The organism is Ectothiorhodospira lacustris, from assembly GCF_022227785.1.
Taxonomy (GTDB): Bacteria; Pseudomonadota; Gammaproteobacteria; order Ectothiorhodospirales; family Ectothiorhodospiraceae; genus Ectothiorhodospira; species Ectothiorhodospira lacustris.
Window position 1 is genome coordinate 24,745 of the sequence record NZ_JAJNQM010000017.1, and the last position, 20,552, is coordinate 45,296.

The 20,552-nt window shown below is 64.1% G+C and carries 17 protein-coding genes and 2 pseudogenes; 7 read left to right on the forward strand and 12 right to left on the reverse strand.

All coding sequences use genetic code 11. The features are described 5' to 3' along the window. Window positions 1–79: 79 nt before the first annotated feature. Entirely contained in the window at window positions 80–2,449 is a 2,370-nt protein-coding gene (locus tag LQ952_RS05230) for a putative bifunctional diguanylate cyclase/phosphodiesterase (RefSeq protein WP_238621607.1), read from the reverse strand. Window positions 2,450–2,950: 501 nt separating this feature from the next. Here LQ952_RS05230 and LQ952_RS05235 point away from each other — a divergent pair. Next, the gene (locus LQ952_RS05235) at window positions 2,951–3,442 is read left to right on the forward strand and encodes a peroxiredoxin (RefSeq protein ID WP_238621608.1); all 492 of its coding nucleotides are present in this window, start codon (window positions 2,951–2,953) and stop codon (window positions 3,440–3,442) included. Here LQ952_RS05235 and LQ952_RS05240 read toward each other — a convergent pair. The 10 genes and pseudogenes from LQ952_RS05240 to LQ952_RS05285 form a co-directional block, all read right to left on the reverse strand. After that, entirely contained in the window at window positions 3,388–5,823 is a 2,436-nt protein-coding gene (locus LQ952_RS05240; protein ID WP_238621609.1) for a methyl-accepting chemotaxis protein, read from the reverse strand. The two genes, LQ952_RS05235 and LQ952_RS05240, sit on opposite strands and share 55 nt — an antisense overlap. 90 nt (window positions 5,824–5,913) lie before the next feature. Further along, the gene (locus tag LQ952_RS05245; protein ID WP_238621610.1) at window positions 5,914–7,641 is read right to left on the reverse strand and encodes a complex I subunit 5 family protein; all 1,728 of its coding nucleotides are present in this window, start codon (window positions 7,639–7,641) and stop codon (window positions 5,914–5,916) included. Further along, complete coding sequence (locus tag LQ952_RS05250) at window positions 7,638–9,179, reverse strand: complex I subunit 5 family protein (protein ID WP_238621611.1); 1,542 nt, start codon at window positions 9,177–9,179, stop codon at window positions 7,638–7,640. Before LQ952_RS05250 ends, LQ952_RS05245 begins: the two co-directional genes overlap by 4 nt. Window position 9,180: 1 nt before the next feature. Then, window positions 9,181–10,635: a complex I subunit 5 family protein gene (locus LQ952_RS05255; RefSeq protein ID WP_238621612.1), complete on the reverse strand. Its 1,455-nt coding sequence runs from the start codon at window positions 10,633–10,635 to the stop codon at window positions 9,181–9,183. Window positions 10,636–10,639: 4 nt separating this feature from the next. Continuing rightward, window positions 10,640–10,957: pseudogene (locus tag LQ952_RS05260) on the reverse strand (NADH-quinone oxidoreductase subunit K); the annotation flags it as partial. Next, window positions 10,947–11,911, reverse strand: a pseudogene (gene mbhE / locus LQ952_RS05265) (hydrogen gas-evolving membrane-bound hydrogenase subunit E). The pseudogenes mbhE and LQ952_RS05260, both read right to left, overlap by 11 nt. 33 nt (window positions 11,912–11,944) lie before the next feature. After that, window positions 11,945–12,235, reverse strand: a complete 291-nt coding sequence (locus LQ952_RS05270; RefSeq protein ID WP_238621623.1) for a cation:proton antiporter — start codon at window positions 12,233–12,235, stop codon at window positions 11,945–11,947. Window positions 12,236–12,240: 5 nt separating this feature from the next. After that, complete coding sequence (locus LQ952_RS05275) at window positions 12,241–12,516, reverse strand: MrpF/PhaF family protein (protein ID WP_238621613.1); 276 nt, start codon at window positions 12,514–12,516, stop codon at window positions 12,241–12,243. A 1-nt stretch (window position 12,517) separates the two neighbouring features. Beyond that, entirely contained in the window at window positions 12,518–13,030 is a 513-nt protein-coding gene (locus LQ952_RS05280) for a Na+/H+ antiporter subunit E (RefSeq protein WP_238621614.1), read from the reverse strand. Window positions 13,031–13,070: 40 nt separating this feature from the next. After that, a complete protein-coding gene (locus tag LQ952_RS05285) occupies window positions 13,071–13,700 on the reverse strand; it encodes a YdbL family probable chaperone protein (protein ID WP_238621615.1) in 630 nt (209 codons plus the stop codon). A 471-nt stretch (window positions 13,701–14,171) separates the two neighbouring features. Between LQ952_RS05285 and metG the strand changes: the two genes are divergently transcribed. After that, window positions 14,172–16,199: a methionine--tRNA ligase gene (metG, locus tag LQ952_RS05290; protein ID WP_238621616.1), complete on the forward strand. Its 2,028-nt coding sequence runs from the start codon at window positions 14,172–14,174 to the stop codon at window positions 16,197–16,199. 7 nt (window positions 16,200–16,206) lie between these two features. On the opposite strand, the gene LQ952_RS05295 is transcribed toward metG, so the two are convergent. Beyond that, entirely contained in the window at window positions 16,207–16,413 is a 207-nt protein-coding gene (locus tag LQ952_RS05295; protein WP_238621617.1) for a hypothetical protein, read from the reverse strand. Window positions 16,414–16,529: 116 nt separating this feature from the next. On the opposite strand from LQ952_RS05295, the gene cysB reads away from it, so the two are divergent. The 5 genes from cysB to LQ952_RS05320 form a co-directional block, all read left to right on the forward strand. Then, a complete protein-coding gene (cysB, locus tag LQ952_RS05300) occupies window positions 16,530–17,504 on the forward strand; it encodes an HTH-type transcriptional regulator CysB (RefSeq protein WP_238621618.1) in 975 nt (324 codons plus the stop codon). Between the two features lie 331 nt (window positions 17,505–17,835). Then, window positions 17,836–18,825: a LysR substrate-binding domain-containing protein gene (locus tag LQ952_RS05305; RefSeq protein ID WP_238621619.1), complete on the forward strand. Its 990-nt coding sequence runs from the start codon at window positions 17,836–17,838 to the stop codon at window positions 18,823–18,825. Between the two features lie 80 nt (window positions 18,826–18,905). After that, a complete protein-coding gene (locus LQ952_RS05310) occupies window positions 18,906–19,532 on the forward strand; it encodes a methylthioribulose 1-phosphate dehydratase (RefSeq protein WP_238621620.1) in 627 nt (208 codons plus the stop codon). A gap of 31 nt (window positions 19,533–19,563) precedes the next feature. Then, entirely contained in the window at window positions 19,564–20,244 is a 681-nt protein-coding gene (gene mtnC / locus LQ952_RS05315; protein ID WP_238621621.1) for an acireductone synthase, read from the forward strand. Between the two features lie 81 nt (window positions 20,245–20,325). Continuing rightward, window positions 20,326–20,552 (forward strand): Rnf-Nqr domain containing protein (locus LQ952_RS05320; RefSeq protein ID WP_274521958.1); only part of this gene is annotated, 227 nt, incomplete at its 3' end.

The following is a 20,552-nucleotide window of genomic DNA, read 5'->3' on the forward strand; positions in this document are numbered from 1 at the left end:
TCCTTTGCAGAGTACGCATGGTGCCATGATAGGCCCTGCGGAAACAGGCTGTCACATTCGCGATAAGGTCCCATAAGCCTTAAACCGTCTCACAAGGCGCCGACCCGTCGGTGATCCGGGTATTTCGAGCATCATTTGCGGGGAGTCCGGCCACCAGGTCTAGCATTTCCATCACCAGCTCATCGGCCTCGACCGCGGGTGAAAACAGCCATCCCTGAAAACGATGACAGCCCATGTCCCGGAGCAGGCGAAACTGCTCCGACGTCTCCACGCCTTCCGCCACCACCGTCAACCCCAGCGCGCGGGACAGGGCCAGAATCATGGCGCAGATCTGACGATCCCCCTCGTTTTGGGCAATGTCGCGCACAAAGGCCTTGTCAATCTTCAATTCGCTCACCGGCAATTTCTTGAGCTTGACCAGGGATGACTGCCCGGTGCCGAAATCATCAATGGACAGACCAAAGCCGGCCGCCCGCAAGGCCACCACGGTGGGGATGACCTCGTCATCAAGCATTTCCGATTCAGTCACCTCCAGCATGATGACATCCGGGGATACACCTTCCTCCCGGGCGATGGCCACCAGTTGCCGGGTAAAATCCTGCCCTCGCAGCTGTATTGCCGAAATATTGATGGACACGGCATTGACTGCCACGCCACCCCGCCGCCAGCACCCCAGTTGACGGCAGACGGAACGGAACACCCATTCCCCGATGGGCACGATCAGTCCATTGGATTCCGCCAAGGGAATGAAATCCTCCGGGGAGACAGATTGATCATCCACAGTCCAGCGCAACAACGCCTCTGCGCCCACAAGCCGTCCGGACGCGTCCATCTGCGGCTGATACAGGACATGGAACTGCCCTTCCGGCAGGGCACGATGCAGCAGGCTACCCAATTCCAGCCGCTTGCGGGCAATGAGCGTGTACTCTTCCAGGTAGAAACGATAGCTGTTGCGACCGCTGGACTTTACCTGATTCAGCGCCAGATCCGCGTTACGAATCAGTTCCACCACCGTGGCCGCATCATCCGGATACAGACTGATGCCGATGCTTGCAGTGGCAAAATGCGGATCAATCTCGCTTTCCAGCCATGGTTGGGAAAAGGATTGCAGAATCTTCTCCGCCAGTCGGGCGGCCTCCGTTCTGGAGCGACACTGTTCCACCAGGATCATGAACTCGTCTCCCCCCATGCGGGCCAGGGTACAGCGACTATCCAACGCGCCACAGATTCTGGCGGATGCCTCGCACAATAGCGCGTCCCCGGTGCGGTGACCGTAGATGTCGTTGATCTGCTTGAAATGATCCAGATCCACCAACATGAAGGCCATCCGATCATGGCGTCGAGCCGCCATCTGCAAGGCGTGTTCCATCTGGTTCTCGAAGAACAGCCGGTTGGGCAGATGGGTCAGGGCATCATAATGAGCCAGCCGGAACATCTGCTCCTGATTCTGCAAAACGGCCTTTTCCGCCTGCCGCAGGCGCTCCAGCACCTCCAGCATGTGGGTCTGGCGCACCCCCACCAGCAGCAGCGTCAGCAAACAGCAGACGAAAATGATGCCTCGCTCAAATCCCGCCTCAGTCAAGGCATAAAAGAAGTGGAACAGCAGCGCCAGGGCCAGCAACATGGCAAGCAGGGGCACATGATTCATGACCCTTTCACAGGCATTCAGATATCCCGGCTCCCGTCGAACCTCGATTCGCCAGAAACGGGCACCCAGGCCCAGCAACAGGGCGCTGACTCCAAAGGCAATGTTGAACATCATGCCTGCCTGCAGCTCACCGTCCAGAACCATCAGATTCCACTGCATCCAGGTTATCCCATAGGCGGTGATACCGACCATCAACAGCAGATGTGCCGGCGCCATGCGCAGGGCCATGCCGGGGATCATCAACAGGGCAAAGAAGGCGGCACTGAGAAAGCTGACCGGATAGAAGACCAGCACCAGCAGGGCAATCAGGGAAATTTCCTCTCCATGGGGGACATAGAGCGTAAGCACCAGCGCCAGCAGGGCAAATACCATTCCGCAGATGTCCAGCATCGCGGAATGGAAACGGTCCGCGGGCAAATGCAGTTTCAATGCGCGCATCAGTCCGATCATCCAGAGGGGACCTACCGCCAGAAACAGGGCATCGGCCGGGGAGGGGAAAGGATTCCAGCCGGCAAGCACCTGCAGATTCCAGACCAGCTGACCGATCAGCAGCAGTCCTGCCCCCAGTACGATCCAGAACAGCACACCGGCATCGTTTGCGGGTGCCAGTTGCATGCCCCGCCATGCCAGGGCCAGAGACAGGGCAAAGGCGGAAGTCCAATGGAGTATGTCCAGAATCACTACCCTGGCGCCGCCTTCAAGCAACCATGCGGCCAGGCCGAGCAGAAAGGTGATCAGCACCCAGAGCCCGAACAGGGTCGGTTCCACCGGGCTGACAATCTGCTGCCGCATTACCGACATAAACCATCTCGCTCACGCATGATCATGGAACAACAGGGGCCATTGCAGACCTCAAGGAAATACTCGACAAGTCGTCCAGCGTCACTCTCGCGAGCGCGGGAGTCAAAAGCGTATAAATCCGGGCCTGGATTCCCGCCTGCGCGGGAATGACGGCATTTTCCCGGTACAGACGCCGGGAGGTGCTAACCGGGGTCCCACCCGTACTGGAATGACTCATGCGGAGCGACATCGACACACCGCCACCGTCACTCCCGCGAACGCGGGAGTCAAGATTTGGCGGATCTTGCCGGTAAGCCGCAGCAGACATCACGCCCGCGAACGCGGGAGTCAAGAACCTTTCAGCCTGGAACCGAATTTCCACCGGCAAGGGAACGGCCCATTCCGAACAACTTTACATACGTTGGACATGATCAGGTTGTAGCACAATCCAATGAATACTTATCCATTTGCGCAACGAGCCGCTACACTGCCCCACCCGGATCGATTCAAGGAGCCCCCGTCATGCCCATCCAGGTCGGCGATCAGATCCCCGAGATCACCCTGCGCGTGATGACGCCGGCAGGCGATCATCCCATCACCACGACGGAACTCTTCAGCGGCTACCGTAGCGCCCTGTTCGCCGTCCCCGGCGCCTTCACCCCCGCCTGCTCCGGTGTCCATCTGCCCGGATTCATCCACAAGGCGGAGCAGCTGCGTGCCGCCGGCATCGAGCGCCTGCTGTGCCTGGCGGTGAACGACATCTTTGTCCTTGATGCCTGGGCCGATATTCATGCGGTGGGCGACCGGATCATGATGGTCTCCGACGGCAATGCGGACTTCACCCGGGCGGTGGGGCTGGAATCCGATGCCACCGGCAGTCAGATGGGGGTCCGTTCCCGACGCTATGCCATGATCGTGGACAACGGCCGGGTGGAATGGATCGGCGTGGACAAGCCCCGTCAGGTGGTGGAAAGTGCCGCCGATGCCGTCCTCAAGGCCCTCGGCCGGGACTGATGGATCGGCGCCGCCACCGGCGGGGCGGACGATGCCTGGGGCGACGCCCCGTGGGGCGATGAAATTCTGAAGCATCCCGCCGCCTGATCCAGCTCCGCCGCCACCTGTTTCTGCTCCCGGGCCGCCACAGCCTGTTCCGCCATGGCCCGCTCGGTCTGGTTGGCCTCCCGCAGCAAAACCTCCAGACGCCGACGCATGCTCAAGGTCTTGCCGCGCTGGACGTCGGTATCCCCGGATACCTGTTCGGTCACATGCCGGATGGCCTCCACCGCCTGCCCGATGGATACCAGCGCCGTCACCGCCTCGCCGGTCTCGGTCACACAGCGCTCGGCGGTCTGCCGCTCGTTTTCCATGGCATCCACCACTTCCCGCATGTTGCCATGCAAACGCTCCACCATGCCCTGGATGCGCCCCGTGGCCTCACGGGTATCGGCGGCCAGACCGCGCACCTGTTCCGCCACCACGGCAAAGCCACGCCCCTGATCTCCTGCCCGGGCCGCTTCGATGGCCGCGTTCAGGGCCAGCAGATTGGTCTGTTCGGCAATCTTGCGGATGGTGGTAAGCACGGAATCGATATCCCCGGCAGCCACCTGCAGTGACTGAAGATGCGCGCTGGACTCGGTGACCTGCCGGGCCAGTTCATCCATCAGTCCGGCCACGTCCCGTACCTGGGCCTGGCCACCATCCGCCAGCCATGTGGCCGACGAGGCCGATTCGGCAACCTGTTGCATCTGCTCGACGATGCGATCCGTGGCGGATTCCATGGCGGTGGCCTCCGCGTCCAGCGCATCCAGGGCGCCCCGCTGATCGTGCACGGAGGACAGACACTGCTCGCTGGTGGCGGCATTGCCATCCGCCAGGGCGGCGGTACGCCCGGATCGGGTGACGATACCGCCCACGAATGACTCCAATTCGCGGAACAGACCATCCAGGGCGGTGGCGATCATGCCGATCTCATCCCGGCGACCATTGGCGAAACGCCGGGTCAGATCCTGGTGAGAGGCGGCTTCGCCGATGTTGCGAGCCAGTTCCCCCAGCGGGCGGCTGATGAGACGGGCGAACCACCAGGAAGCCAATGCCGCCAACAGGGACAAAAGGATCACCCCGGTGACCGCACCGACTGTCAGGTCCCGCCGCATTTGCGCCAGTGGCGCCATGATTTCCAGGGGGGCCTGCTGGGTCACCAGGGCAAAGCGATGGCCCGCGATCTCCAGGGGTGTCCAGGCCATGAACATGTCCCGTCCCAGATAATCCTTATCAAGGCCCATGCCGCTCTGCCCCGCAAGCGCGGCGCGGATCGACTGATTGTCGAGGGTCAGATGACCGGCGATGCGACCCAGTCCGGCCGTCCGCTGGAAATCGGGCAGTGCGGCGGGGCGAACGGCACTTAGCCGGTGCAGGAAGCCTGATTGATCCTCCAGCATGGGCCGCAGTTCGGTCACCAGGCGATGCCGGTCATCCACCAGATAGGACTCCCCCGTAGCCCCCAGCCCGGCCTGCACCCAGCCGCCGGCATTGGTCATGATCTGGGTGAAGCGCTCCGCGGGGATCTCGGCCACCAGCATGCCCAGGGGACGCTCGGGACTGTAGATGGCATGAAAGACCGGCACGCCGATGAAGACCACCGGTTCGTTAAAGCGGCCCGTGAAATCTTCGAAGGGGCTCATGCGAAAACCGTCCGCGCCCCGGTTCTCCATCATCTCCCGGGCCAACGCGCCCAGGGCGCTGTCCGCAAAAGGCCCCTGCCGCAGAGAGGTGCCGAAGACGGGTCCCTTGGTCACCGAATAGATCACCGCCAAGGACTGGGCGTCGATGAGCATGAGATCATTAAAGCCCAGACGTTCGAGGGTGTCCCGCAGGGTCTGGTGGTAGCGCATGTGCTGCTGCCCATAGATGCTGCCGTCACGGCGATCCACCAAGGCCTTCAGGTCTTCCGGATCGTGAGGATTGTCCGCCACATAGTAACGCTGAATCAGCAGGGCCTCGTGGGGCATCGCCTCCAGCCAATCTCCCAGCGGTGCGGTATGCCCCCCGGTGCGGGCCGCGTACAGGGGGGCATACCGGGTCTCATACCACTGATTCACCTGCTGTCGTAGCTGGTCCGTGGATCCGCCCTCGACCTCATATCGATAGGAGACAAAGGGACGGATAAAACCATAGACCGCATCCTGAACCAGCCGCCCGTGGGCCAGGGTCTGCAGTAAGTTTTCCAGCCCCCGCATCTCGTCCAGCAACCGAGACTGACGGCCATCGGCCACCGCCTGGAATTGTTGACCAATGGCATGCTCGATCACCTCGGTGGCACTACGGTCGGCCACATGGCTCGTGGTGACGGCGGACAACAGCACGGCCAGGCCGGTGAGCACGGTGGCTCCGACCATCAATCGGATCGTGATTTTCATGGATCACCAGGAACGGGGCTTGAGCATGACGGAGGAAACTGTCAAAAACCCCGACAGATTAAAGGCCATTCATGACGAGACCATGACGGCCCCCAGATAGAGCACCGCCAGCACCGCCAGCACCAATCCGACAAACATCAGCCCCAGGGTCTCCCAGCGCAGCAGCAACCGCTCCCCATGAGCCACCCGGTCCAGCCAGGCGGCCCAGAGCCGCGGCAGTCCATCCACCAGGCAGCGGGACAGTCTCCCGCCCGGCATCCGCCAGAACACCGAGGTGCGGCGAATCCACTGCAGCACCGCCTGACCGCCCCACTCCAGCGGCACCCACAGATCCCCCTCGGGTATCAAGCGGGGCATGGTCCCGCCCCAGAGACGAGCCAGCAGCACACCGCTGCCGCCGATCAACAGTCCCAAACCCATGGGCCAGGCCACCGCCAGCACATGATCGGGGGTCAGGGCCTTGAACGCGCCTTCCGGTGCCAGAGCCCAGGGCAGGAGTACCGTGCCCAGTACCAGCACCAGACAGGGCAGCCAGAGGAATACCGACACCGGACGAGGCTCGCGCGCGCCACCGGCGGCCAGCACCCAGAACCGCAGCATCAGCAGCAGGGTGCCGGCCGCCGCCGTGGACAGCAACAGGGTCACCAGGGACAGATCCACGGGCGCATCGTACAGGGGCGCCTTGAGCAGAATCTTGGCCACGGCGCCACTGGTCAGGGGCATCCCCGCCAGCGCCAGTCCCGGCAGCAGCAACCAGGCCAGTGCCGCCGGTCGCCCCACCCGCTGGGCAATACCCACCCCCAGGAACAGAGCGGCCTTGGCGATGCCATGGTGCAGGGCGTAGATCACCAGTGCCGATATCAGCGCGGGCGCCAGAGCCGGGTGGGCTATCGCCACCCCCAGTCCCGCCGTCATCAGCCCCATCTGACTGATACTGGAATAAGCCAGCACGGTCTTCGCCCGATACTGGAAAACCCCCGCCGCCACCCCGTAGCCGGCCCCCACCAGGCCCAACACTACCAGGATCGTACCCAGGGCTTCCGGCGCACTGCCCGGCGGTAGCAGGCGCATCCAACCCAGCAGGCCCGCCTTGATCATGGCCCCGGAAAGTACCGCACTGGCGGGGGTGGGCGCAGCCGGATGGGCCAGGGGCAGCCAGACATGCAGGGGGACCAGCCCGGCCTTCACCCCCAGACCGATCACCAGCAGGGCCACGGCCATCGCATCCGGCGGCTGCTCCCAGACCCGCACCATGCCATGTCCGCCGGCATCATGTACCAACAGGATCAGTCCTGTGAACAGGGCCACCTCGCCGGCCACGGCCATGCCCAGATAGACCCAACCCGCCCGCCAGGACTCGAAGCGCTGGTCATGCACCACCAGCCCCATGGCGGCCAGGCTCATGAGGGCAAAGCTGGTATAGAAAAAGACCACGTCCGCCGCCACCACCAGCCCCAGGTTGCCCGCCATGGCCAACAGGAAGAAGGCATGGAAACGCACCCTGGCCGGACCCGCCCCGAGATACCCCTGGGCGTAGACGGCAGCCGCCCCCCACAGCAGGGCGGTGAGCAGCAAAAAGCCCCGCCCCACCGGGTCCAGGGCCAGCTCCGTACCCACCAGCAGCCAGGGATAGAAGGCCCAGGCACCATCCGGCAACCATACCAGGCCTGCCAGGGCCGGCAACACCGCCAGCGGGGTCAGGCGCCAGAGATGCCGCCCCAGGCCCGGCAGGGCCATCGCCAGCACCAGCAGCAGCGGGGTCGCAGGGATCAGGATCAGCCACAGTTGCGGGGTCATGGCGTCTCCCATTCGAAGATGGCGCTCCAGATGTGGTCGTAGCCGTACTCGAATTCCACGATAAAGGTCACCCAGTACAGGGGGCTGATGGTCAGGGAGGCCAGCAGTCCCATACCCAGCGCCATGGTGGCCACCGCCACCGTGGGCAGCAGCAACATCCAGTGCGTCTCAAGTCGCCCGCCCCCATGGCGCTCATCGGGCCAGGGACCCTCCCGGCGACTGAACCAGCCCCGCAGGATCGGCGGCAGGAAATACAGGGCATTGAGCAGACTGCTGACCACCAGCACGACGGTCACCCAGGCCAGCCCCGCCTCCAGGGCACCCAGGCCCAGGTACCATTTACTGATGAACCCAGCCAGCGGCGGAATGCCGATCATGCCCAGGGCCGCCAGGGTGAAGGCGGTCATGGTCCAGGGCATGCGCCGACCCACCCCGCGCATCTCGTCCACTCGGTGGATACCCAGGGTCTCGGCAAAATTACCGGCGCAGAAGAACAGGGTGATCTTCATCACCCCCTGATGGACCAGATGCACCAGTCCGCCCACGGCCCCGATGGGTCCGGCCAGGGCTACCCCGAGGATGATGTAGGACACCTGGCTGATGGTGGAAAAGGCCAGTCGCTGCTTGAGATCCTCGGCGAACACCGCCCGTACCGAGCCGTAAATGATGGTCAGGACGGCCAGCAGCAGCAACGGCAACGTCACCCCCAGATCCGCCGCCAGGTCTACCCCGTAGACGTCGTTGAGTACCCGCACGATACCGAAAGCCCCGGCCTTGACCACGGCCACCGCGTGCAGCAGGGCACTCACCGGCGCCGGCGCCACCATGGCACGGGGCAACCAGCTATGCAGGGGCAGCAGGGCCGCCTTGACTCCGAACCCGGCCATCAGCATGGCAAAGATCATGATCAGGACCGGACCATGGTCGGCACTCAGGTCCCGCAGGTAACCGCCGGCGGCAAAGGGCTCGGAACCGGCCAGCAGGGTCAGCCAGACCACGGCCCCCAGCAGCACCGCCCCCCCGAGGAGGGTGTAGGCCAGATAGACGCGCCCGGCCCGGAAGGACTCCGCCGTACCCCGGTGTACCACCAGGGGCCAGGTGGCCAAAGTCAGGATTTCATAGAAAATCAGCAGGGTGATGAGGTTGCCGGAGAAGGCGATCCCCACCGTGGCACTCACGCACAGACTGAAGAAGCCGAAGAATCGGCTGCGGTTGGGCGAGTCCTCCAGGTAGCCGATGGCATAGATGGTGGTGACCAGCCAGAGCACCGCCGAGAGGGTGGCAAACAGCAGGGACAGGGCATCCGCCGCCAGCACCAGGTCGATTCCCGGCAACAGATTCACACTCAGGCTGTAGGTCTTGCCGTCCCGGTATACCCCCACCAGCAACGCGATGATCAGCAGGAATTTGAGGCTGGCGCCCCCCAGGTTAAGGGCCGTGCGCAGGGCGAACTGCTGCTCCTTCAGGAAGAAGATGGCCACCCCGGGCAGCAGGGAGCTCAGGAGAATCAGCAGCAGCATGTGTCCCCCCGTCTCCATCTCAGCCCCCTCCCCCGGTCAGGGTCCGGGCCAGCAACGACAGGGCCGGGGTGCCGGCAAAGCCCAGGCCGATAGTCAACAGGGCCAGGGCCAGGGGCACCCATTCCATCACCGCGGGCAGGGGCTGCCCCGGGTCCGCAGGACCCGGCTGGAAGGCCGGTCCCAGCAACCGGAACACGTAGGCACCGGCCAGGAGGCCCCCGCCCAGGACCATCAGGACCCAGATCCAAAGACCGGCTTCAAGGGCGGTCTGTACCAGCAGCCATTTAGCGATGAAACCACCGGTGAAAGGCAGTCCCACCAGGCTGGCCCCGGCGATCCCCAGTGCAAAGCTGGTTTTGAGGCGGCCGCGCATCACAGCGCCCAGATCCGCCAACCGGTCATGTCCAGCCGCCCGTTGCAGGGTCCCGGCGGCCAGGAACACGGCGGCCTTGGCCACCCCATGAGCGACCGCAAAGAAAACCACCGCCTTCCAGCCGTCCGGGAACGCCCGGAGAAACGGAAACAGTAGAAACAGATAGCCCACCTGGGCCACCGTAGAATAGGCCACCACCTGCTTGAGCCGGGATGCCCGCAGGGCCATGAGGCCACCCCAGAGCACCGCACCCATGGCCAGGGCTCCCATCAGCATGTCCAGCCCCGGCAGGGGCAACGCCGGGAAGACCGTCAGCCACAGGCGCAGCATGAGGTAGAAGGACACCTTGACCACCAGGGCCGAGAGGGCTGCGCTGACCGGCGCCGGGGCACTGCCGTGGGCGGGGGGCAGCCAGACATGCAGCGGAAACAGGGCCGATTTGGCCATCAGACCCACGGTCATCAGGGCCGCCGCCAGCATGGGGGCCGCCGACAGGGCCACCTGCGCGCCCAGCCCCTGCAGATCCAGCACCCCGTAAGACCCGTAGAGCAGGGCCACCCCCATCAGATAGGCCATGGAGCCGAGCAGACTCACCAGCAGGTAACGCATGGCCGCCACCAGGGGGGCGGCGCCACCGGCCAGGGCCACCAGGGCCACCGAAGCCAGCACCACCAGCTCCAGGGTGACATAGAGGTTGAACACATCCCCGGACAGATAGAGGGCATTCATGGCCGCCCACAGCCACAGCCAGAGGATCCAGAACCAGCGCCCCCCTGTCTCCCCGGCCAGGTAGCCCAGGGCGTAGAGACTGATGGCCAGGCCCACCCCCGCGGTCATCAGCAGCATCAGACTCGCCAGGCCGTCCGCCACCAGGGCGATACCCAGCGGCGGCACCCATCCCCCCAGATAAAGGACCATGGGGCCATGGGCATGGACCTGCAGCGCCAGCAACAGGGCCATCGGCAGGGTGAGCAGCCCCGTCAGCAGGCCCCACCACCGCGCCGCGGCGGGCCACAGTCCCGCCAGCAAAGCCCCCGCCAGGGGCAGGATCACCAACCAGGGCGCCAGGGCCATGTCCGCCATGACATCCATCCAGGGCATCTCAGTCCTCCGGCCCGGACAGGGGTAGCCGTGCCAGACCGGTGGCCGCTTTCACCTTGAGCATGAGCACCAGGGCCACGGCGGTGGCACTGACCGCCACCACGATGCCGGTGATGACCAGGGCGTGGGGCACCGGATCAATGCCCCCCTCCCCCCGGGCGGCCACACCCAGCAGGAGCATGAAGACCCCGGAACCCATGATGTTGACGGCGAGGATCTTCAACAGCAGGTGACGGCGCACCACCAGGGCATGCAGCCCGAGCACGAACAGCAGCACGCCGCAGAGCAGATAGATCTGGGGGCTGATGACGTCAACGGTCATGCCGCACCTTGCGGGACCGCCCCCCCAGAAACAGCAGCACCAGGGTCAGGGCAATGGACACGGCGGCGGCCAATTCGATGCCCAGGATCAGGTGATAGGCCCAGGCCGGGGGATAGCCCATGAAACCATGACCGGCCAGCAGACCTGCGGTACCCACCGCCAGGAAGGCAAACACCCCCAGGGACAGCCCCAGGCGCTGCAGCAGCGCGGGCGGCATGGGCATTTCACGAGGAAGAGACAGCATCAGCATCACCCCGGCGGCTCCCAGCACGGCGCCGCCTTGAAAGGCACCGCCGCTGTCGCTGCTGCCCACCCAAACCAGGTAGCCGCCGGTGACCACCGCCACCGGGATCAGGTGACGCAGGGTGCCGTGCATCACCGGCCCCTGCACCGGCCGGGCCGGAATCGGATCACGGCGCCCCAGGGACCAGATCGACAGCACCGCCAGCATCAGCACCGCCAGTTCCAGAAAGGTGTCATAGCCGCGAAAGTTGAGCAGTACCGCCGTGACCGGATGTCCGACGCCGGCCTGATCCATGGCCTGAGCCACCGGTCCGGCCAGCCCCGGCTGTGGCGGCAGATCCAGCACGACGACGATGAGCAGGCCGGCCAGGGCCAGGCTCATCAGCAGCGCCGGGGAGAGAGCAAATCGCCGCCGGATCAAGTGTTCTTCCCTTCCCGACGGGATCGGTTTTCCAACCGTCGCAAACGACCCAGGGCCACCAGCAGCAGGGCACCGGTGACACCGGCACCGATGGCGGCCTCGGCCAAGGCCACATCGGGGGCGGCAAGGCGCACCCAGGCCAGGGAAAGCAGCAATCCGAAGGCGATGAACAGGACCACGGACCGGAACAGATCCCGGCCCGCCAGCAGACGCCAGGCCACCCCCAGCAGGGTGAGGGCCAGCAGGACATCAAAACCGATCAAAAGCCAGGTGGTGATCTCGTCAGGCATCGCGTGGTTTTGCATGATGGATGAAAGTGGGCCTCAGGCTCGGTGGGATTCTCGGCGGCGCGCCCGTTGGGCCACCAGGTGGCAGCCGGCCGCGCCGCCGGCCAGCACCAGGGCCCAGATCAGGATCAGTTTGAACACCTGAGGCAGGCTGCCCGCCTGCAGGGCCACCCCTGCCGCCACCAGCCCCAGCCCCAGATTATCGGCCTTGGTCAAGGCGTGCAGCCGGGTGTACACATCCGGGAATCGCAGCATGCCGACACTGCCGGCGGCAAAGAACACAAGCCCCATCACGACCAGTCCCATGCTGATGACATCCATGACCAGATTCATCATGACTGATCGCCCCCCTCCCGGGGCAAGCCCCTCTGTCTGACAAAGGCCACCGTGGCCACCGCCGCCAGCAGGGCGAAGACCAGGGCCACGTCCACGAGGGCCGGCTGTTCCATGGCCAGGGACAGCAGCAACAGGATGGCCACCCCGGCGGTGCCGAAGAGTTGGGCTGCCAGCATCCGGTCCCCCGGAGTGGGACCGGACAGCACCCGCACCATGCCCACGGCGACGGTGAGAAGCAGGAACAGGGCGCCGAAAAGCCAGAATGCGGTCATGTCACGAGGCCTCCAGCTGCAGACTAAAAAGGGCCGCCACCCGGTTTTCCAGCCGGCGCAGTGAGGGATGCAGGGGCATGCCCACGTCCAGCACATGGAGCTGAATACGGCGCTGATGCAGCCCCACACTCAAGGTACCCGGGAGCAGACCGATCACATTCATGAAAAAGGTCAGTGCCGGTCCCGGCGGTAGCCGGACCGGGTAGTCGATGAACCCGGGGGCCAGCGGCATGCGCGGCGACAAGGCCCGGCGGGAGACATCCAGCCCGCCGACGAAGGACTGCCAGAGGAAGAACCCCATGAACACCACCAGACCGCGCAAGGACAGACGGTAGCGCCGCCCCGGCGGCAGGGTAAAGACCGAGGCGGCAGCCAGTAAGGCCACGGGGACGCCGATGACCCAGCCACCCGGATCACCGTCGGTCAGGATCCACCACAGGGCCAGACAGGCCGACAGGGTGACCAGGAAACGGCGCCAGGGGGGTGGGGCTGAGGGTTGGCATCGGACCGACATGGTAGGGATTGTAGCCGATGAAGCCATTCAACCCGGCCGGCTACTTCTGCCGCCACTGCCCCCGCTCATCCTGGTACCAGTACCCTCGCGGGGCTTCCTGCACCCAGACGCGGGCGAAGGTGCTGCGGATATCCGACTCCCACTCGGGCCGGTCATTGGCCCGGGCAATCTCCCGGTACAGGGCGTTGCGATCGGCGTTTTCCTCCGTCACCAGGCGTTGCACCGCAGCCCGGTCCCGCAGGGGCACGGCATTGAGGTCACGCAGGGTCACCAGGCCGTCCCGGGTGAAGCCGATGGCCCCGGAGGCAAAATGGGGCTGCAGTGCCGGCGTCCGTGACCGCATGGAGGCCCGCAGGGCATCGATGCCGGCGGTACGGATGTTGATGTTGGCCTGCTGAGCCTGAGCTGGGGGGATGATCGCATCCAGGATCAATGCCAGGACACGCTGAACGCCGCCCTCCAGGCGGGCATCCGGCGCCGTCGGCGCGGCCGACGGGCTGTCCTCGGCGGGTTGGGCCGTCTCACCCAGCACGTCCCGCACGATGGTGCGGGCGGCATCCTCGGCGGCCGCCGCGGGGAAATAGATGTTGATGGTGACACAGGCGGTCAGGAGCAGCACGGTGCCGAACCAGGCTAGGTGTCGGGGTAATGCAGTGAAGTGGCGTGTCATGGCAATGCATCCTTGGGTTCGTTGACATCCGCGAACAGCAAACGGTTCGGCGTCCAATCTAACCTGAAAAAACATCAAAACCCTACAGGGGAAGGCTGAAAAAGGCTCTTTTGTCACTTCCCGAGCAGTTTGCCGTCATTCCTGCGCATTCTTCCACCACGCCTGCACCACCTTCGTCACTCCCGCGCATTCCTCCGTCGCCCCTGCACCACCTTCCGTCACTCCCGCGAAAGCGGGAGCCCATGTTTTTCAGCCCGTGACTGGATTCCCGCTTGCGCGGGAATGACGATGGGGGAATCCCCAGGAGCGCCGGCACCGACTGGATTCCCGCTTGCGCGGAAATGACGGAAATGCGGGAATAGCTGGGATGGAGGGAGATGACTTGCTCAGAACTTCATGGAGGGCCAACAAACTGGCCCCGACCGGCCCGACCTGCTACCTTTAATCATTTTCCCTGCCCCCGCCAAGATCATGACATCCGACACTCGCAACATTCTGGTCACCAGCGCCCTGCCCTATGCCAACGGTCCCATCCACTTGGGTCATCTGGTGGAATACATCCAGACTGACATCTGGGTGCGTTTCCAGAAGATGCGCGGCAACACGTGCCTCTATGTCTGCGCCGATGATGCCCACGGCACCCCCATCATGCTCAAGGCCCGCAGCGAGGGCATCACCCCGGAGGCCCTGATCGAACGCATCGGCCGGGAGCACCGGGCGGATTTTGCCGGCTTCCTGGTGGACTTCGACCACTACCACAGCACCCATTCGGAAGAAAACCGCCATTTTGCCGAACTGATTTACACCCGACTGCGGGATGCCGGACACATCGCCCGGCGCACCATCCGCCAGGCCTATGACCCGGAAGCGAAGATGTTCCTGCCGGATCGCTTCATCAAGGGGGAATGCCCCCGTTGCGGCGCGGCGGACCAATACGGAGACTCCTGCGAGGCCTGCGGCGCCACCTACGCCCCCACGGATCTGAAGAATCCGGTCTCCGCCATCTCCGGTGCCACACCGGTGGAAAAGGAGTCCGAGCACTATTTCTTCAAGTTGGGCGACTTCCACGCCATGCTGCGGGAATGGACCGGCTCCGGCAGCCTGCAGGGGGAGATCCGCAACAAGCTGCGGGAATGGTTCGAGGCGGGCCTGAACGATTGGGACATCTCCCGCGACGCCCCCTACTGGGGTTTCGAGATCCCCGATGCGCCGGGCAAATACTTCTACGTCTGGCTGGATGCCCCCATCGGCTACATGGCCAGCTTCAAGCACTACTGCGAGCAGCATGGCCTGGATTTCGACGCCTGGTGGCGCGCCGACAGCACGGCGGAGCTGCATCATTTCATCGGCAAGGACATCGCCTACTTCCACACCCTGTTCTGGCCCGCCATGCTCAGCGGCGCGGGCTTTCGTACCCCCACGGCGGTGCACTGCCACGGCTTTCTCACCGTCAACGGCCAGAAGATGTCCAAGTCCCGGGGCACCTTCATCAAGGCCCGCACCTATCTGGACCACCTGCAACCGGAATACCTGCGCTACTACTTTGCCGCCAAGCTCGGCCCCGGCGTGGACGACATCGACCTGTCCCTGGACGATTTCATCGCCCGGGTGAACAGCGACCTGGTGGGCAAGGCGGTGAACATCGCCTCCCGTTGCGCCGGGTTCATCCACAAGGGCTTTGCCGGCCGCCTGGCCGACAGCCTGCCGGACCCGGATCTGTATGACCGCTACGTGCGGGCCGGGGAAGAGATTGCCGGACTCTATGAACGGCGGGAATTCGGCCAGGCCATGCGGGAGATCATGGCCTTGGCGGACGTGGCCAATCAGTACGTGGACGAACAGAAACCCTGGGTCCTGGCCAAGCAGGAAGACGGTCAGGCCCATGTCCAGGCCGTCTGCACCCAGGGCATCAACCTGTTCCGGGCCATTCTCACCTATCTGCGGCCGGTACTGCCGTCCATGGCGGAGAAAGCGGAAGGGTTCCTGGGCGTTCCCGCGCTCACCTGGACGGCGGTGCAACAGCCCCTGGTGGGCACCCGCATCAACACCTACGAACCCCTGATGACCCGGGTGGATCCACAGGCAGTGCAGACCATGCTGGAGGCCTCGAAGGAAAGCCTGGCACCCACGCCGATCCAGCCCAAGGGGCCGCTGGCCCAGGATCCGATCCGGGAGGAGATCACCTATGACGACTTCGCCAAAGTGGATCTGCGCATCGCCCGCATCAGTCGGGCTGAGCATGTGGAAGGCGCCGACAAGCTGCTGCGCCTGACCCTGGACCTGGGTGGCGAGACCCGACAGGTCTTCGCCGGGATCAAGTCGGCCTATGACCCGGCAGACCTGGAAGGGCGTCTGACGGTGATGGTGGCCAACCTGGCGCCCCGCAAGATGAAATTCGGCCTGTCCGAAGGCATGGTCCTTGCCGCCGGTCCCGGCGGCAAGGATCTGTTCATCCTGTCACCGGATACTGGCGCCCAGCCGGGCATGCGGGTGAAATAGCCGGCCTCTAGCCGGCGGCGACCGGGATGTGGTGACTGAAACCGGGTGCGTGGGCCTGCCGGCTTGGCAGGCCTCGCTGCCCGGTGCCCTGATGCACCGTATTCAATTCTTCTTCCAGGTGACGCAGTTCACGCTCCAGCGCCACCATGCGGCGTCTGAGCACAACTTCCCGATAATGGGCCTGGGCCGGGGTATGAATGCTGGACTGGGCCATGACGGGATCTCCTCATTTGATTGAAATCAAATCTAGCAATCCCCACTGACGGGTTGAAAGAATATAAATTTGTGTTGTAATCACTCAAGAGAATTAGCAACACACCCCGAGCCCCTATGAAGCTCCAGCAGCTGCGCTACCTGAAGGCCATCGTCGAAAACAACCTCAACGTGACGGAGGCTGCCGAGCGCCTGTTCACCTCCCAACCCGGGGTCAGCAAGCAGGTGAAGCTGCTGGAAGAAGAACTGGGGCTGGAGATCTTCCACCGCAGCGGCAAGCACTTCACCCACGTCACCCCGGCCGGCCGCCAGATCATGGCCCGGGCCGAAAACATCCTTGGGGAAGTGCAGAACATCCGCGCCCTGGCGGAAGACTTCAGGGATGAAGAACGGGGCACCCTGCGCATCGCCACCACCCATACCCAGGCCCGCTACTTCCTGCCGCCCCTGATCACCCAATTCCGACGCCGCTATCCCCGGGTGCACCTGCTCATCCATCAAGGCACACCGGTACAGATCTCCCAGATGGCCGCCTCCGGCGAAGTGGACTTTGCCATTGCCACCGAGGCCATCGCCGTGAACCGGGAATTGCTCATGATTCCCGCCTATCGCTGGCACCATTGCGTGGTGGTTGACAAGGGACATCCGCTCACCCGGGTCAAACCCCTCGCCCTGGAAGACGTGGCCGGCTACCCCATCGTCACCTATGTGCACGGTTTTTCCGGCCGTGGCCGGCTGGAACAGGATTTTGCCAACGCAGGCGTCGCGCCGGAGATCGTGCTGAGCGCGGCGGACTCGGACGTCATCAAGACCTACGTCAGGCTGGGACTGGGGATCGGCATCATTGCCCATATGGCCTACGAGCCCGGTCAGGATACGGATCTGGCCTATCTGGATGCCAAGGCACTGTTCACCGGCAATGTCACCCGGGTAGGCTTCCGCAAAGGGGTCTACCTGCGCCGCTTCATGTGCCACTTCATGGAACTGATCGCCCCCCATGCGGGAGAAGACACGATCCATGAGGCCTTGAATGCCCGGACCCAGGAAAGCGTGGACCGGATCTTCGAGGGGATGACCCTGCCCGAGCATTAGAATTTGCCGACAGGCCGACTCCCCCGGGGAGGGAGATGCGTACAGGCCATTGCCGCGCCGGCGGGAATCCGGTCACGGGCTGGGAATTCTGGACTCCCGCTTTCGCGGGAGTGACGGCAAGGGACTCGCGGGAGTGACGGCAACGGGCTTGTTCGGGACAATGGCTGAGGCCTCGTCCGGAATAGCGGCAAAGGACTTGTTCGCTGTTTCCCAAGGGAGTGGATACATAACGCAAGATTATATATGTATACTTGACCTGATACAGGCAACGCTCCATCTTGGGGCCGATTGATCCGGGGCTCGACCGCCTTGATCACAGGATAATCTCGACATGAAACTCCAGCAACTCCGCTATCTGCAGGCCATTGCACGCTACAACCTCAACATCTCCGAAGCCGCGGACCGCCTGGCCACCTCGCAGCCGGGGATCAGCAAGCAGATCCGACTGCTGGAGGAAGAACTGGGTGTCCCCCTGTTCCAGCGCAACGGCAAGCATCTGTCCGGCATGACCGCCGTCGGACGCCGGGTGCTGGAATACAGCGAAGTCATCCTCAGGGAGGTGGAAAACATCCGTGCGGCGGCGGAAGAAGCCCGGGACGAGCAGGCCGGCGATCTGCGCATTGCCACCACCCATGCCCAGGCCCGCTACATCCTGCCCCCCATCGTGGACGCCTTCCGCCACCGGTTTCCCCGGGTCAGGGTACAGATTCACCAGGGGACGCCGCGGCAGATTGCCGACATGCTCTCCCATGACGAGGTGGACTTCATCGTCGCCACCGAGCCCATGCTGGCCTCCGGCCAGGTGATCGTGTTGCCCGCCTACCGCTGGTCCCACTGCGTGGTGGTGCCCAAGGGGCATGAACTGGCCGGAGCCGACGCCATTCCCCTGGAACGGCTGGCGGATTACCCCATCGTCACCTATCTGGACGGTTTCAGCGGTCGCACCAAGCTGGATGCGGACTTCCGACGTGCCGGACTCACCCCGGACGTGGTGCTGACGGCAGCGGACGCGGACGTCATCAAGACCTACGTACGGCACGGCATGGGGGTGGGCATCATCGCCCGTATCGCCCTGGAGAAGGGTCATGATGACGATCTGGTAGCCCTGGACACTGAACCCGGGCTGTCGGAAAACATCACCCGCATCGGGTTTCGTCGGGGCGCCTGGCTGCGCGGCTACATGTATGATTTCATTACTCTGCTGGCTCCCCACCTCACCCATGAGCATGTGGCTCGGGCCGCCCAGAATCCGGATCCGGAAAACCTGGAAGCCCTGTGCCGCAACATGAAGGTCCCCGAGGGCATCTCTCACTGCGCCTGAACGGATGGGGGCGGCGGGATGGACGCGGCCGCATGGGTCGCGTACATTAACCCGCTGTTTTTCCCTTTGATCAGGCAGGTATGGAAGAGACACACGAGCACCTTGAGGCACGTGCCGCCCAACTCATTTCGGCAGGAAGCTTCTTCTATCATCGGGGCTGGATGCCGGCCGCTGCCGGCAACCTCTCGGCGCGCCTGGACGATCACCGCATGGTGATCACCGAATCCGGCCGCCACAAGGGTGAACTCGGACGCGACGGCCTGATGATGGTGGACCTGGACGGCAACGTCCTTTCCCCCGGCAAGCAGCCCTCCGCAGAAACTTTTCTGCACATCATCCTCTATCGCCGTTCCCCGCGAATCGGCGCCGTGATGCATACCCATTCCGTCAGCGCCACAGTCCTGTCCCGCATCGTGGAAGGCGCCGAGCTGACCCTCACCGACTGCGAAGTCCTCAAGGCCCTGCCGGGCATCCCCGCCCATGAGGCCTCAATCACGCTCCCCATCTTCGGCAACGACCAGGAGATCCCCCAGCTGGCGGCCCAGGTGGATGATCACATGAACCGGCATCCGGACACCCCCGGCTACCTCATCGAGGGTCACGGCTTCTATACCTGGGGTCATGATGTGGCCGAAGCCCGACATCATGTGGAAGCCTTTGAATTCCTCTTTGACTGTGAACTGCAGCTGCGCAGACTCAAGCCATGATGACACCCATCCAGACCCGGAAACCGCGGCCATGATCAGGGCCATCATCACCGACATCGAAGGCACCCTGTCCGGGGTCTCCTTCACCCGGGAAGTCCTGCTGCCCCACGCGGTGGAGCACCTGCCTGAGTTTGTGCATACCCACCGCAATGTGCCGGAGGTGAAACGCCTGCTGGCCGATATCCGGGCCTATGCCGGCGGTTCTCTCGATGACGAGGCCCTGATGCAACGCATGGTGGCCTGGATGTCGGCGGATCAGAAGATCACGCCCCTCAAGGCCCTGCAGGGCCTGATCTGGGAGGAAGGCTACCGCCGGGGGGATTTCAAGGGACAGATCTACCCGGATGCCGTGGCCTGCCTGCGGGCCTGGCATGACCGGGGCATCACGCTGCACATATTCTCTTCCGGCTCGGTGCGTGCCCAGGAGGACTTCCTGGCCCACAGCGAGGCCGGCGATCTGCGCCCCCTGTTCAGCGGCAACTTCGACACCCGTATCGGCGGCAAGACCCACATCGCGGCCTACAAGCTCATCACCGAACGCATCCGGTGCGCCCCCGGCGAAGCCCTGTTCCTTTGCGACGATACGCGGGAGCTGGATGCCGCGGCCGCGGCTGGCCTGCGGACCACCCTGGTACAGCGACAGGGCGCGGCCGACTGCAATGGCCTCCATCCGGTGGTAACGGATTTTCACCAGATCCGGCTGGAGCATTGAGCACCATGTCATTTCCCCAATGTCCGCCCGGTTGCAGGCGTCACACCGGGTAGCGGATACTCATCTGAGAGCGGGAGTCCCATGTCCGAGTACGCACTGATCCTGGTCAGCACTGTCCTGGTCAACAACTTCGTCCTGGTGAAATTCCTGGGCCTGTGCCCGTTCATGGGGGTTTCAAAGAAGGTGGAGACGGCCATCGGCATGAGCCTGGCCACCACCTTCGTGCTGACCCTGTCCTCGGTCTGCAGTTATCTGGTCAACGAGTACCTGCTGGCCCCCTTCGGCCTGGAATATCTGCGTACCATCGC